Here is a 15,125-nt window from a genome sequence, read left to right on the forward strand (position 1 = left end):
AGCTTGTTGAGCTAGAGGAATACGCGCGTTGTTCGCCGCCAGAGATGCAGCACGGAAGATTTTGTCAACTTGCTCTTGAGAGAAAGTCGCAAACTCTTTTTGAGCAGCTTTGACACGGGCAACCATTGCATCTAGTTCAGCTATATTCGTTACAGGCATAGTTAACTCCTAACTTAATATTAATAACTTTTAAATCAAAGATGTTTGCTTCAATCCAAAATACAGCAAGCGGTATCGTGGCTTCTGATGGTATTCTTGCAACAGACAGACTCAGTAGACGGGCTCAAGCGTAAATTCAGAAAAGCTCGCCGGGTTCGTTTTGACATCGTGGTGTATTTCCCCCCACAATGCCGCTGTTGTGACAAATAGAAGGAATGGTGATTCACCTAATTGAATGGTACCGCCATGATGGTTAACTGTGGTGAAATCTGTAATTCAGCTTCTGTTGCGGCCTGCACTTCCTCAATTGTTGTATCCGGTGCAATTTCAATCAGCTCCATCCCGGAGCCTGTTAGCTTAATGACACCCAGCTCGGTGATGATCAAATCAACTTGATTGGCCGCTGTCAGCGGTAAAGAGCAGTGCTTTAGAAGCTTAGGCTTACCTTTGACGGTGTGCTCCATTGCCACAATGACTTTCTTTGCTCCAACAACCAGATCCATTGCGCCTCCCATACCGGGCACCATCTTGCCGGGGATGATCCAGTTGGCAAGGTTCGCATGCTCATCGACCTGAAGCGCGCCGAGTACCGTGACATCAACATGCCCGCCGCGAATGATGGTAAATGAATCTGCACTGTCAAAATAACAAGCACCGGTTGTTGCCGTGATCGGCTGGCCTCCCGCATTAACCAAATCAGGGTCAAAACTGTCAGAGTCCGGCATTTCGCCAATCCCGATCAACCCATTTTCAGACTGCAGCAGAATTTCAATATCACTGGTCACTTCATTGGCAACCTGTGAGGGAAGGCCAATACCGAGGTTGACGACATCACCGTCATGAAGTTCCTGAGCGACACGCCACGCAATCATGCGGCGGATCTGATGTTTATCATGTTGCTTAGCCATGCTGCTATTCTCCCTGGTAGATATAGTCGACAAAGAGCCCCGGTGTATGAACAGATTCCGGTTCGATGTCACCGGCTTTAACCAGGATTTCAGCTTCGACAATGACGGTATCGGCCGCGGTTGCCATCAGCGGGTTGAAGTTCTGGGTAGTTCGCTTATAAAACACATTGCCTTTGGTATCGACGATGGAACCACGGATCAGTGCCAAGTCTGCACGAAGGGGCTTTTCAAGTAAGAAATCGGTGCCATCGACGTTGATGACCTGCTTATCTTCAGCCACTAGCGTGCCAAGACCTGTCGGGGTCAATACGCCGCCTAATCCCGCCCCTCCGGCCCGGATCTTTTCAGCCAGGCTGCCTTGTGGAACCAGTTCTACATCCAGCTCGCCGCGGTTCATCTGGTTCCCGGTTTCAGGGTTTAAACCAATATGAGAGGCATAGAGTTTGCTGACGGAACGATTTTTAATAAGCCTGCCCGAACCGGTATCGGGTGTTCCTGTATCGGTACTGATCAATGTGATATTTTTAATCCCTTTTTCGATCAGGATGTCGATCAGGCCTTCGGGGGCGCCATTGGCCATAAATCCGCCAATCATGATGGTCATGTCATCATGGAGAAGCTCGGCAATCATTTGTTTTGTAATCGCTTTTCTCATTGGTGGCTCCTTAATTTATGCTTGTTTGCAACGACGAAGGATCACCGCAGTACCCATTCCGCCACCAATACACAGTGATGCCAGCCCGTACTCATGATCCTGTCTTTCCATTTCGTAAAGCAGTGAGGTAAGAATACGGCCGCCTGATGCGCCAAGAGGATGACCAAGGGCAATTGCGCCGCCATTGGGGTTGGTTCGTTCTTGAATCCACGCTTCGGACACGGCGTGTTGTTCTGCGAGCTGCTTGACCACTCCCAGTGCCTGTGCCGCGAAGGCTTCATTTAACTCAAAGCATTGGATTTCATGAAGTGACAGGTTGGCTTTCTGGAGGGCATTGGCGATGGCGGGAACAGGCCCTAGCCCCATGACTTCAGGTGAAACACCTGCTTGGCCATATTCCACAATTTCAGCTAGCGGAGTCAGTTGATAGCGCTCTACGGCAGACTTTGACGCCAGGATAATCGCAGCAGCGCCATCATTAATACCGGACGCATTCCCTGCCGTGACTGTTCCTTCTTTCTTGAAAGCGGGGCGAAGGCTTTGCAGTCCTTCCAGCGTGGCATCAGCTTTCGGGTATTCGTCGCACTCTACCCGATACTGGTTGCGGCGGAGAGTTACTGTAACCGGCTCTATTTCACTGTTGAAGCCATGGGTTTCTAATGCTGCTGCGGCTTTCTGCTGGCTGCTAAGAGCAAAGCTATCTTGCTGCTGCCGAGTAATATTAAGTTGTTCTGCAATGTTTTCTGCAGTCATCCCCATGTGATACTGATTAAAAACATCGGTGAGACCGTCTTTGATGATGCTGTCTTCAATGGTCTGGTGCCCCATTCGTACCCCCGCACGCAATTGTGCTGACGTAATAAAAGGGGCCTGCGACATACTTTCCATGCCACAGGCGAGCACTATTTCTGCATCGCCGGCGCGGATGTGGCTGGCCGCATCCATGACGCTTTTCATTCCGCTACCGCAAATCATATTAAGGGTATAAGCGGGGACGGTGTCAGGAATACCCGCAGCAATAGCGGCCTGACGACCCGGGCCCATACCGATGCCTGCGCTGAGGACATTGCCGACAATCACTTCGTCAATCAATGTGGCGTCGAGCTGGCACTGGTTCATGGCGCCGCGAATAGCAACAGCGCCGAGCTCTGGTGCCGTCAGAGGAGCCAAAGAGCCGTTAAAACTGCCAATTGGTGTGCGCTTTGCTGCCACGATGTAAATAGGTTCCATAAACTTCAATCCTGTGAATTTTCTTATAGATACCTCATCAGTTTACGAGTCCGCCCTTGGTTAGTGTTATAGCCAAAAATTCAAATCAGATTTGCGTAAATGCAAAACCTGTGTGAGTGCCGCTTCACGAAACGCCCTTCAGGTTTGTAATAGCCTAGGCATTATTTATGTACTGTATTTAGGAAAAGTCGTCAGTTTTTATCAGAGAAAGGATTTTGTTTGTAGTCAGTGGAAGTCTGGTTGCAAGGTAAAGGTTTGATCATCGCGGGAATAAAACGATGGCAATAAGAGTCGCGCTTTCTTGCGAGAAAATGGTTTATAGGAGTCACCTTTAAGTATGTTTATCACCGATCCTTGGTTCTATCTAACGGCTATTCCTGCAGTACTGGTTTATGGGATCGGTAAAGGAGGCTTGGGTGGGGCATTGGGAATTATTGCTGTCCCGTTGATGGCGCTGGCAGTTTCTCCGACCCAAGCGGCCGCAATATTGTTACCGACCTTGTGTGTAATGGATGTATTTGCCGTCAGGCAACATTATAAGAGTGCAGACTACACCGTGATAAAAAGGATGTTACCCGGTTCGCTGCTCGGTATCCTCTTTGCCGGCCTTTTTCTAAGCATTACCCCAGAGGCAGGGCTGAAACTGCTTATAGGTGGCTTGTCGCTACTCTTTTGTATCCAATATATGTTGCAACGTGGTACTCGCCAACATCCAGCAGGGCTAGTTGCTGCGTGGTGGTGGAGCACGCTCGGCGGTTTTTCCAGTACTGCCATTCATGCCGGTGGCGGGCCTGTCAGCATCTATCTATTACCACTTCGATTAGAGAAAGTAACACTGGTGGCGACCATGGCTGTACTGTTTGCGGTTATTAATCTGGTTAAGCTGATCCCCTATGCCATGATCGGCGGATTCGATACCACCAATCTCATGACGGCATTGTTACTTACCCCGTTGGCACCTGTCGGCGTTTACATCGGGATCTGGCTCCTTCACCGGGTCAGCCAAGATTGGGTATACCGGCTATGTTATCTGTTTCTGTTTATCTCAGGGCTCAAGTTATCGATTGATGGCGTCTCAGTTTTCTAAGAGGTATTGTTTGAAATGCATGGCAACAGCTGACGCCGTCGTCGTTGAGTGGTAATACAGATTCAAGCTCCAGATACTGGTTTCAAATTCGTCCAGCAAGGAAACCAGTTCCCCATCATTGATCGCTGTTTCGACAAGAAAAGCGGGCAGGTAGGCAATGCCGGCCCCCATTTTTGCGCTTTTCAGCAGCAGATCACTGTCATTCACTTCAAGCGATTTAGGTACTTTTATCATCTGAGTCTCGCCTTTTTGGGTAAATATCCAGTCATTACTGCCTGTCAGTGTTGTCGCGAACAAGCATTGGTGCTCTGCGAGATCGGCGGGCACAACCGGAGCAGGCTTATGTTCGAGATAGCTTTTCGCTGCAACCACAACAAAGGGGCTTTGCATGATCTCTCGTCGTACTAAATGGAGATCTTTCTCTCGATAGCCCTGATAGCAGGCATTGGCACAGATGATTAAATCGCTATCGGCAATATGGTCAAGAGCCCATGGCGTTATATTGAGGTTGAATGTGACCTCTGGATTGGTGTTGAAATAATTGCTTATCTTCTGCATTAGGAAATGGTTGGCAAAAACAGGTGTACAGGCAATATCAAGATGGCCTTTATCATGATGCTGAAAATCTTGCATGGTGCGGCAAAGATGCTCTGCATCGTTGACCATCGGTGAGAATTCATCAAACAGCTTTTGCCCGGCAGGAGTGGGGGTGATTCTGCGGTTACTGCGGCGGCACAAGCTGATGCCAAAGCTCTGTTCTAGATCTTGTAACCAGCGACTGCCGGCCGACACCGATACCTTGAACTTGCGTGCGGCCGCTGAAATTGACCCTGTGCGGATCACATAGATGAAAAAAGCCATTTTATCTAACATTTTATTTTCCCCACGCATTACCGTTTGTTGAAAAAAAACAGGCTTATCAAGAGATAAGCCTGTATAAAGCGTTAACCGAAATATTTCAAATCGTTAAGCGTTGGATTCAGCAGTATGAACAGACTGTTTCTTGCCAAGTTTGGCGGCCATGACTTCTTCCATCTTTTCTAAGCTGACACCTTTCGTTTCAGGTACGTACTTAACGACAACGACCATACAAATGATAGAAAGAACCGCGAAAATCCAGAAGCTGAATGCACCATTAAAGTGCTCTTTCAGGAAGGCATTATCGTTTAGCATCGGGAACGCTTGGGTAACGATAAAACCTGTGAACCATTGTGCACCAACAGCGATTGCCATTGCGCGTGAACGGATGCTGTTCGGGAAGATTTCTGAAATCATCGTCCAACATGCACAGCCCCACGACGTCGCGTATGCCACAACATATAAACACAGTGCGAATAATGCAGCGTAGCCTTCAGTACCAGTGTAAAGCACATAACCGACAATTGTCATACCAAGAGCACAACCTAATGTACCGTATTTCATGAGTGGCAGACGGCCCACTTTATCAATCAGGTACATACCCAAGGCGTTACCCAGGATAAAGACGACACCGACAAATGTGGTCTGGAAGAGGGCATTTTCAGTACCGCCAGCAATTGGCTTCAAGATTTCAGGTGTGTAGTACATGATAACGTTGATACCGGTTAGCTGCTGGGCAGCGGCAACAAAGGTACCAATAAGTAAAATAGAGAAAAGAAGCGGAGAGCGCAGGCTTACCTTATTCTTATTCGCTGAATTGAGATCTGTTAACGATGCTTGAATTTCACTGATTAAACGGTCGGCATCTTCCGGGTTTGAAATACGGGATAGGGTTTGTTTGGCTTTACCTAGCTGGCCCTTAAGTACTAACCAGCGTGGCGATTCAGGGATCATGAAGAGCAGAACTGCGAATAACAGGGCGGGAATAATTTCAGAACCGAGCATCCAACGCCAGCCTAAATCAACCAGCCACTCTTCAGACATACCTTTTGCAATCAAATAGTTGACATAAAATACGCCCGTCTGACCAACAACCGCTGATTGTTGGAACATACTCACTGCCCGGCCACGGAAGTCTGCTGGAGCCACCTCAGACATATACATTGGCGAAACCACACAGGCCAGGCCGACAGCCACACCCCCTACAATGCGAAGCAAAACGTAGAGAATGAAAGTCGGTGCTAGGGCAGAGCCTACGGCCGAGATGGCAAATAAGATAGCGGCGATTAAAAGTGTGTTTCGACGACCATATTTAAGGGCACTCCAGCCCGCGCTGATAGCACCAAAAATACTACCGAGTACGACACTCGATACGGCCCAACCGGTTTGAGCGGACGTTAAGCCGAAGTACTCACGAATGGGCCCAATAGCACCAGAAATTACGGCGGTATCGTAGCCAAGTAAAATCCCTCCTAAAGCTGCGATACAACAAATTCTAATAATGTAGGCGAAATTATGTTTCTGGGACGGTGTCCTGGTATTGAGTGACATCTTCTACTCCTTTATTAAGATTCCCATCTCTTTCTCAACCACCGAATAAGTTTGAGTTGGGTAGTTATCCGATATCCATATGTCTGTAGGGTATTGGTATCGGGTTGCGTCATTTGCCAAGTATTTTAATAATTATAAATATTTGTTGAAAAATATTTTCCATTTGGCGTTGTTTTAATCATAGGGATTCAAAATGAATCCGGCTACCATTTAAACTTACTTTTCTCGAAAATGTTACCTTGGTCAAATTGTGGAAAATATTTTTCAAACGATAAATTCCATATAAGTCATTGTTTTTTAATGTGGTAGTCATTGTTGTGATCTTGTTCAAAAAGCTCGTCAGGCCGCGTTGGCTCTGTGTTTTTTCAGAAAATAATGGTTGTTTGAAAAAATGCTTTTGGCGTGAAAAATATTTTTCATTTCGTTCTTATTCGTTTATATTGATTTCCAGTGAAGCAAAGTGATGAAGATTGAACCGGTTTTTTGCGAAGTTGTGCAAAAGACATCATCAATAGGACCAGAGAGTCAATCTCATCTTCCTAATACTTAAAAATTGTGGAGAACAACATGAGCAAAGTGCAATACGGTATCAGCCCTTTGACCTGGACTAACGATGATATGCCAGAGCTTGGCGGTGATATCCCACTGGAAACGTGCTTGAGCGAAATGGCGGAAGCTGGATTTACCGGTACGGAACTAGGGACTAAATACCCACGTGAACCTGAAGTGTTAATTCCCCTACTGGAAAAACACGGACTGGTTTTGGCTTCTGGCTGGTACAGCGGCAACCTGATGACGCTGACTGCTGACGAAGAAATTGCGGCAATGCAAGAGCACATCAAATTACTAAAAGCGGCAGGTTGTAAGGCGATGGTGTTCGGTGAGGTGAGCAATACTGTTCACGGTGATATCAATACACCGCTGTCACAGCGCGTCATCCTGACCATGGATGAGTGGAAAATATACGCTGAAAAATTAACAACCGTAGCGGATTATCTGCTGAACGAGCACGGTATCAAGCTCTCTTTCCACCATCACGTTGGCACCATCGTCGAAACAGAAGATGACATCAATCTTCTGATGGAACTAACGGGCGACTCCGTTTATCTGACGCTGGATACCGGCCACATCACATATGGCGGTGGTAACCCTGTCACCATGATCAAACGCTGGGGTCACCGTATTGGCCACATGCACTTCAAAGATCTTCGTTTGGAAGTGATGAAGGCAGCCCGCGAGGCAGATAAATCATTCCTCAACGCAGTTCTTGATGGTGTATTTACCGTTCCGGGTACTGGCGATGTGGATTACGACGATGTCTTCGCAGCACTGAAAGAACGTAACTACGAAGGTTGGTTATTGGTTGAAGCTGAGCAGGATCCAGCTAAAGCTCCCCCATTAACATTTGCCAAGACTGCCTACGAAAATATCACCGGCTATGCAACAAAATATGGCCTGTAAGTAGCAACATTCAGTTCTGTTGGGGGGCGCTGGTTCCCCAATTAAAACACTGGCTGCAATTAAAGCAGGAAAACACACTGTAGCCGGGGCAAGGGCAAGGAAGCCATTATTTTGTGTGTCGAAGATCGAGGAAGAAGATGAAAACTGTACGCCTGACTGTTGCTGAAGCGCTTGCTAAATACCTTGCAGCACAGAAAATAGACATTGATGGTAACCAAGAGCAGCTTTTCGGTGCTGCATTTGCCATCTTTGGTCACGGTAATGTGACATGCTTTGGTCAGCAACTGAAAAACATCGAAGATAAAATTCCAACCTGGCGTGGTCAGAACGAACAGTCGATGGCAACAGCAGCCATTGCCTACGCCAAGGCTAATCAACGCCGACGTATTGGTATTGCAACCAGTTCTATTGGTCCAGGTGCGACCAACATGGTAACGGCAGCCGGTATTGCTCATACTAACCGTTTACCACTACTGCTTATTTCGGGCGATGCGTATGTAAGCCGCTTGCCTGATCCCGTTCTTCAGCAGCCGGAAAACTTTGAAGATCCGTCTGTGACGTCAAACGACGCCTTTAAGCCGCTAACTCGTTACTGGGATCGTATCTTATCGCCGACTCAGTTGATGCATACTCTGCCTCAAGCGTTGGATACGATGCTAGACCCTGCAACTTGTGGCCCGGTATTCCTCGGTTTACCACAAGATATTCAGGGTGTGGCGTACGATTTCCCTGAAGTGTTTTTTGCTGAAAAACTGCACCGTATTCGCCGTCCAGAGCCTGAAATGGTGGTGTTGGAAGAAGCGAAAGAGATCCTAATTAAGGCTAAGCGACCACTGATCATCTCTGGTGGCGGTGTGCATTACTCATTGGCAACCGATGAGTTGGCTGACTTTGCGGCTAAGCACAATATTCCAGTCGTTGAAACGATTGCAGGTCGCGCCACTATGCTGCAGGACAACCCATTAAATGCTGGCCCAATTGGTGTTACGGGATCAGATTCAGCTAACCATATGGCGAACGAAGCCGATGTTGTTCTGGCTATCGGTACTCGCCTGCAAGATTTCACCACCGGCTCCTGGACAGTATTCAAGAACCCGGACATGAAGCTGGTCAGCATTAACGTGGCGAAGTTTGATGCTATCAAGCACCTCTCTTACCCGGTACTGGGTGATGCCAAAACCTGTATGACCAAGCTGTCTGGCTTGCTGGGTGACTGGCGTTCAGGTGATGAGTGGTCTGCAAAAGCGAAAGCAGAAGCCGATGAGTGGAAAGCCCTGGTCCAGCGTCGTACCCATCCGCAAGAAGGTGATTTGCTGCCTGGCCTGTCTTCTTATGCTGAAGTGATTGGCAAGCTCAATACCTCAATGGAGAAAGGCGATACTGTGCTGACTGCGGCAGGTGGTCTGCCAGCTGAGCTTTCAATGAACTGGCAGAACTACCAGATCGGTAAGTTCGATATCGATTTTGGCTACTCGTGCATGGGATATGAAATTGCCGGTGGCTGGGGTGCCAAGATTGCGAATCCTGATAACGATGTCGTGGTACTGGTGGGTGATGGCTCTTACCTTATCCAAAATTCAGACATTTACTCTTCAGTGTTAACTGGTCACAAAATGATTGTGGTGGTGTGTGACAACGGCGGCTTCGCAGTTATCAATAAACTGCAAAACAATACCGGTAACGAGTCATTCAACAACCTGCTTGCAGACTGCCGCCGTCCAGATGGTGAGGTGGCTCGTGTGGATTTTGCCAAGCATGCCGAAGCACAGGGCGCTATCAGTGAGAAGCTGACCTCTGTCGATGAGTTTGATGCTGCCTTTGCCCGTGCAAAAGAAGCTGATCGCACGTATGTGATTGTTGTCGATATTGATCCTGTATCACCTGCGGCCTGGTCGAAATGTGACTGCTGGTGGGAAGTCGGTCTTCCTGAAGTGACTCGCAATGAAGAGACCGCGAAGAAAGTCGCTGACTGGGAAGAAGGTCGAGCCACACAACGTCGCGGTGTGTAGCCCCGAATCATATAAGCAATAAAGATAACAATTTTTCATTTTCCTCAACCTATACGCAGGCATCACCGAAAGCACAGCCTAACGTGGTCGTGATGCCGGCAAAGGAGCAAAGCTATGTTTAATGAAGAACGTCATTTTGACCAACCAATCCGCTGGGCAATGGTCGGTGGTGGTCGTGGAAGCCAGATTGGTTATTCACACCGTAATGCAGCACAGCGAGATGGTTTGTTCAAGCTGGTTGCGGGTGCTTTCGATTTAGATCCTGAGCGTTGCCGCGATTTCGGTACCAACCTAGGTCTGGATAGTGACCGTTGCTACGCTAACTACAAAGAAATGTTCGAAAAAGAAGCTCAGCGTGAAGACGGTATTCAGGCGGTCTCTATTGCCACACCAAACTCAACCCACTACGAAATTTGTAAAGCGGCATTAGAAGCAAGCTTGCACGTGGTGTGCGAAAAGCCAATTACCTTTACCACGGAAGAGGCGGAAGAACTAAAAGTGCTGGCTGCTCAGAAAAACCGTGTTATTGGTGTGATGTACGGCTATAGCGGTTTCCCAATGGTTCAGCAGGCACGTGAAATGGTTCAGCGTGGTGACCTTGGTGACGTTCGTGTTATCAATATGCAGTTCGCGCATGGCTTCCACAACGAAGAATATGAAAAGAATGATCCGGGTCTGAAATGGCGTGTAAGTCCTGAAGTTTCTGGCCCAACCTACGTGCTTGGCGATATCGGCACCCATGCGTTCTATCTGTGTGAAGTAATGACAGGCCTGGAGGTAGACCGTCTATCTTGCATGCGTCAAAGCTTTATCAAGTCTCGTACGCCGCTGGAAGATAATGCGCACGTCATGATGGAATTCAAAGGTGGCGCGGTCGGTACGCTCTGGGCATCAGCGGTTAACTCTGGCTCTATGCATCAGCAGAAAATTCGTATAGTCGGCTCAAAAGCTTCCATTGAATGGTGGGATGAGCAGCCAAACCAGCTTCGCTACGAAGTGCAGGGCGAACCTTCGCGCATTCTGGAGCGTGGCATGGGCTACCTGCACCAAGATGCTCAAGGTGTGGCGGCTAACCGTGTTGGCGGTGGTCACGCAGAAGGTTACTTCGAGTCTTGGGCAAACCTCTATCACCGTTTTGCGTTGGCATTTGATGCCGCAGATCGTGACGACCAAGAAGCGCTGGCGGGGATCTGGTTCCCGGGTATCGATGCGGGTATTGAAGGCGTTCGCCTTTGTGAGAAGTGCGTAGAGTCAGCAGACCAGAACGCCGCTTGGGTTGAATACAAGTAATAGGAAATTACGATGACAAAGATAGCACTTCAGCAAGACCGTCAGCTGGATGCCATCGTGTTAGGTCGCGCGGGCGTTGATTTATACGCCCGTGAATCAAACACGGATATGGCTGATATTTCAGGGTTTAATAAGTTCGTCGGTGGTTCTGCAGCCAACATTGCAGTGGCGATCAGTAAGCTAGGTGGCAACGTCGGCTTTATTGGCTGTGTCGCTGATGATGCTTTCGGCGGCTACGTAAAAGGCTATATGAACGAACAGGGTATCAACCTTGATGGCATGATGACTGACGATTCGGGTTCACGGACTTCTGTTGCGTTTACCGAGATGAAGCCAAGTGATTGTACGGTTCTAATTTACCGTAACAAAGCATCAGATTTAACCATCAAACCAGAACAGGTTGACCCTAACTATATTGCCAGCTCGAAAGTGCTGGTAGTAACAGGCACAGCACTATCAGAAAGCCCAAGCCGTGAAGCAACGTTAATTGCAATGGAGCATGCTCGCCGTAATAACACCGTTGTCGTTCTGGATGTGGATTATCGCCCTTATTCATGGCGAACCGATGTTGATGCCTCTATCTATTACGGCATTGCTGCAGGCCTGTCGGATATCGTTATCGGTAATCGTGAAGAATTCGACATGATGGAAACCGTGTTGGCTCCGGGTAACAAAGACGATGATGCAACGGCAGAGCGTTTCTTGCGCGCCAGTACCCAGGTGGTAGTGATCAAGGCCGGAGAGCTGGGCTCGAAAGTCTACTGCCGCGATGGATACCGGTTTCAGCAGGGTATATTTCGGGTTGATGTCCAGAAGCCCTTCGGCTCTGGCGACTCATTCGCAGGTGGCCTGATTTGGACGTTGGTAAACGGCGGCGATCTTGAAACGGGTGTCAAGCATGGCTCGGCGGCGGCGGCCATTAATGTGAGCGGCAACAGCTGCACCGAAGCGATGCCAACCAAAGAACAACTGCTTGATTTTATTGAGGCCCGAGAACAAAACCTTTGATATTTCATCTTCGGACGAAATGAATAGGGTTATTTAGGTCAGTCGGGCCAGTATTAACCGTCAGTATGGCCAGATAGGCCATCGCGGGCAATACATACCATCGAGGCCCGGCTTTTTTATCGACATTTTTAATAAGTCATTATTCAAAAATAGAATTTCTATTGCTATGCAGGTCTGATCCCTTGCGTGGCAAGTGAGGAGAAAGTGACAATGGGTAAACATATCCCACCATTTGATAATAAAAATCAGCCAATCATTGATATCAACGACGAAGTGACACCTTTGTGTTATTTCAATCAAGTTCGCTTAAGCCAAGGTGAGACACACCTGCACACTGTCGAAGGCTATGAGTCGGTGATTGTGCTGGCTGGCGGTACTTGCTGTATTAAAGTGAGTAATGGTGATCAGCAAGAAACGGTATTTGACAACATTGGCCAGCGAGCCTCAGTTTGGGAGGGAGACCCAGAATCTGTGTATGTCCCCGTGGGCTATACCGCAGTCATCGAGTGTGTGAGTGACACGGCTGACGTGATGATTGCAGGTGGCCGTTTTGAAGAATCCCTCGAACCATTTTGTATCCGCCAAGATAGCGTAGACATGATTCAGTACGGGTCAGATGACACCAAAACACACCGTAAAATCAAGCATGTGCTGGGTCAGAGTAATTCCGACAAGCGTGGGCGTTTACTGGTCAGCGAGCTGTTTACGGTCGGTGCGGGTGGCTGGTCGGGTTTCCCGCCACATAAACACGATGAAGATCGCACCAAGCCAGACGGCAGCAAAGAGACACTCTATGAAGAAGTGTACCAGTTCCGCTTTAATCCCGATTTTGGTTTCGGTGCCCAGTTCCTGTATGAGCATGAAGATGACTTCGGCCCGGTATACCACGTACGTACCGGTTCGGTGATTGCGATCGATAAAGGCTACCATCCAAGTGTCGCGGCACCGGGTTATGAAATGTATTACTTCACTATTATCGTTGGCAAAACATCCAAGTCACTGGTGCAGCACTTCGACCCGCACCATGAGTATCAGGTCGAGACCATCCCTGGCATCAAAGACATGGTTGCCAAATTCAAATAACAAGGAGCAATTATGCTGGTTAATTTAAATGATTTATTGCCACAGGCAGCGGCGTCTAACTATTCCGTTCCTTGTTTCAATATCTTTGGTTTTGAAGATGCGCGTGCCGTTGTTGAAGCGGCAGAAGAAGTCAACAAGCCGGTGATTCTTGCATGTAACAAAGATGTCGTGGATTTTTATGGTGTTGAAACCGCCGCAGCGATGTTTCTGAGCCTTGCCCATAACAGCACGGTGCCAGTTTGTTTACACCTGGATCATACCTATGAGGAAGATATTGTCTTTCGGGCATTGAAGGCCGGTTTTAGTTCCGTGATGTTTGACGGCTCACAGCTACCACTAGAAGAAAATATTGCACGAACACGTAGAGTGGCTGATGTTGCCCATGCACTGGGTGCGTCGGTTGAAGGTGAGATTGGTTCGGTACCTTACGAAGAGGGGCGTGATCATATAAAATCTATCTATACCGAACCGTCTGATGCCGCTAGGTTTGCCGAAGAAAGTGGTGCAGATTGTGTCGCGATATCGGTGGGGAATGTCCATCGTCTGACAGAGCCTACGTGCACCATCGATTTTGGCCTGCTGGATCGTATTGCCAACAAGGTCTCGATTCCATTGGTGATTCACGGCTCAAGCGGTATTTGTGATCAAGATATGGAGAAACTGAAGCAAAGCAGGGTCTCGAAATTTAATATAGGCACCTGTTTGCGTCAGGCATTAGGGTATAATTTGCGCGATCACATGAACAATGAGCCAGAAAAGTTTGATCGTATCTACTTTATGCAAAAGGCAATGCCCTTTGTGAAACAAGAAGCGATCCGCAACTTTCAATTACTATCCTAAAATACGTGCCCCAAGATGCTTCGCCTTGGGGTATGATCATTTTACTCAATAGCTTTCTAACGGGAGAGCAGCCAGATATGGAAGCTGAAGATATCCAATTACAACAAATGCCAGCCGATCTGGATACGCTACGAGAATTAATTGTAAAGCGTTACGATAAGTTGAGCCTGCGACTTCAGCAAGTCGCTGATTATGTGATGGCCCAGCCAATGTTAGTCGCAGTCGAGACCATGGCGACGATTGCCGAGCAGGCCAATGTACCACTATCGACCTTAAGCCGATTTTCTAATGCCATGGGTTTTAGTGGTTTTAGTCAGATGCAGGCATTATTCCGTGATCAGTATCTGAATCGACCAAGAGACTACAAAGAGCGTGTTCGTCAGGCTCGTGAGCAAGACACTGTGGGGCCTGAATCGCCGACTGCGATTTTTCAAGATTACGGCACCGCCAATATTGAAGCCATGGAGCAGCTCCAGATCTCGATATCACCGCAAAAGCTTGATCGCGCCGTCGCACTGATGGATAAGGCCGATACGATTTATATTCAGGGTATGCGTCGCGCCTATCCCGTCGCGTTTTATCTGTGGTATGCCTTGATGAAATCCGACAATAATGTGGTGTTGCTCGACGATCATGGTGGAATGCTGACCCCGATGACACGTCGAATGAGTGACAACGATGTATTAGTGGCGGTGACTTTTGCGCCTTACGCTCCTGAAACCGATGAGCTGATTGAAAAAGCCTTCGACAAAGGTGTGCCGATTGTTGCTATTACCGACAATCAAATGACTTCTCAAGGCAGCAAGATGGATGTTTGCTTTGAAGTCGAAGAAGGTGAGGTCATGGGATTTCGTTCACTGAGCAGCTCGATGTATCTGGCACAAACCCTGGCAGTCAGCCTGATGTGCCGCGAAATAAAATAACCCACATTTCAGGCCAAAGAAGTTGGCGTAGGTCAGCTTTTTTACTCCCCGTCATACCTAATA

At 48.1% G+C, this 15,125-nt stretch carries 13 protein-coding genes; 8 read left to right on the forward strand and 5 right to left on the reverse strand.

The features are described 5' to 3' along the window. Positions 1-386 precede the first annotated feature (386 nt). From R3289_RS02720 to R3289_RS02730, 3 genes are read right to left on the reverse strand one after another with little or no spacing between them, the layout of a single operon-like run. A complete protein-coding gene (locus R3289_RS02720; protein WP_318923945.1) occupies positions 387-1,067 on the reverse strand; it encodes a 3-oxoacid CoA-transferase subunit B in 681 nt (226 codons plus the stop codon). Between the two features lie 4 nt (positions 1,068-1,071). Further along, complete coding sequence (locus tag R3289_RS02725) at positions 1,072-1,722, reverse strand: CoA transferase subunit A (RefSeq protein ID WP_318923947.1); 651 nt, start codon at positions 1,720-1,722, stop codon at positions 1,072-1,074. Positions 1,723-1,737: 15 nt separating this feature from the next. Next, positions 1,738-2,952, reverse strand: a complete 1,215-nt coding sequence (locus R3289_RS02730) for an acetyl-CoA C-acetyltransferase (protein WP_318923949.1) — start codon at positions 2,950-2,952, stop codon at positions 1,738-1,740. 337 nt (positions 2,953-3,289) lie between these two features. On the opposite strand from R3289_RS02730, the gene R3289_RS02735 reads away from it, so the two are divergent. Continuing rightward, entirely contained in the window at positions 3,290-4,039 is a 750-nt protein-coding gene (locus tag R3289_RS02735) for a sulfite exporter TauE/SafE family protein (RefSeq protein WP_318923951.1), read from the forward strand. Here the strand turns inward: R3289_RS02735 and R3289_RS02740 are convergent. Together R3289_RS02740 and R3289_RS02745 are read right to left on the reverse strand one after the other, a co-directional pair. Then, on the reverse strand, positions 4,028-4,912 hold the full coding sequence (locus R3289_RS02740) for a LysR family transcriptional regulator (RefSeq protein ID WP_318923952.1): 885 nt from the start codon (positions 4,910-4,912) through the stop codon (positions 4,028-4,030). The genes R3289_RS02735 and R3289_RS02740 overlap by 12 nt on opposite strands. Positions 4,913-5,005: 93 nt before the next feature. After that, positions 5,006-6,448, reverse strand: coding sequence for a sugar porter family MFS transporter (locus tag R3289_RS02745; RefSeq protein WP_318923954.1), 1,443 nt, complete (start codon positions 6,446-6,448; stop codon positions 5,006-5,008). A gap of 567 nt (positions 6,449-7,015) precedes the next feature. Between R3289_RS02745 and iolE the strand changes: the two genes are divergently transcribed. The 7 genes from iolE (at position 7,016) to R3289_RS02780 (ending at position 15,062) form a co-directional block, all read left to right on the forward strand. Then, a complete protein-coding gene (gene iolE / locus R3289_RS02750) occupies positions 7,016-7,909 on the forward strand; it encodes a myo-inosose-2 dehydratase (protein ID WP_318923956.1) in 894 nt (297 codons plus the stop codon). Positions 7,910-8,046: 137 nt separating this feature from the next. Beyond that, positions 8,047-9,918 (forward strand): 3D-(3,5/4)-trihydroxycyclohexane-1,2-dione acylhydrolase (decyclizing), encoded by a 1,872-nt coding sequence (iolD, locus tag R3289_RS02755; RefSeq protein ID WP_318923958.1) that lies wholly within the window; start codon positions 8,047-8,049, stop codon positions 9,916-9,918. Positions 9,919-10,032: 114 nt separating this feature from the next. Next, entirely contained in the window at positions 10,033-11,208 is a 1,176-nt protein-coding gene (locus tag R3289_RS02760; protein WP_318923960.1) for a Gfo/Idh/MocA family oxidoreductase, read from the forward strand. Positions 11,209-11,220: 12 nt separating this feature from the next. After that, the gene (iolC, locus tag R3289_RS02765; protein WP_318923961.1) at positions 11,221-12,216 is read left to right on the forward strand and encodes a 5-dehydro-2-deoxygluconokinase; all 996 of its coding nucleotides are present in this window, start codon (positions 11,221-11,223) and stop codon (positions 12,214-12,216) included. 210 nt (positions 12,217-12,426) lie between these two features. Next, positions 12,427-13,299, forward strand: a complete 873-nt coding sequence (locus tag R3289_RS02770; protein ID WP_318923963.1) for a 5-deoxy-glucuronate isomerase — start codon at positions 12,427-12,429, stop codon at positions 13,297-13,299. A gap of 12 nt (positions 13,300-13,311) precedes the next feature. Further along, a complete protein-coding gene (locus R3289_RS02775) occupies positions 13,312-14,139 on the forward strand; it encodes a class II fructose-bisphosphate aldolase (protein WP_318923965.1) in 828 nt (275 codons plus the stop codon). A 77-nt stretch (positions 14,140-14,216) separates the two neighbouring features. After that, the gene (locus tag R3289_RS02780) at positions 14,217-15,062 is read left to right on the forward strand and encodes a MurR/RpiR family transcriptional regulator (RefSeq protein ID WP_318923967.1); all 846 of its coding nucleotides are present in this window, start codon (positions 14,217-14,219) and stop codon (positions 15,060-15,062) included. The last annotated feature ends 63 nt before the right edge of the window (positions 15,063-15,125 follow it).

This window comes from Photobacterium sp., from assembly GCF_033720175.1.
In the GTDB taxonomy this organism is placed as follows: Bacteria; Pseudomonadota; Gammaproteobacteria; order Enterobacterales; family Vibrionaceae; genus Photobacterium.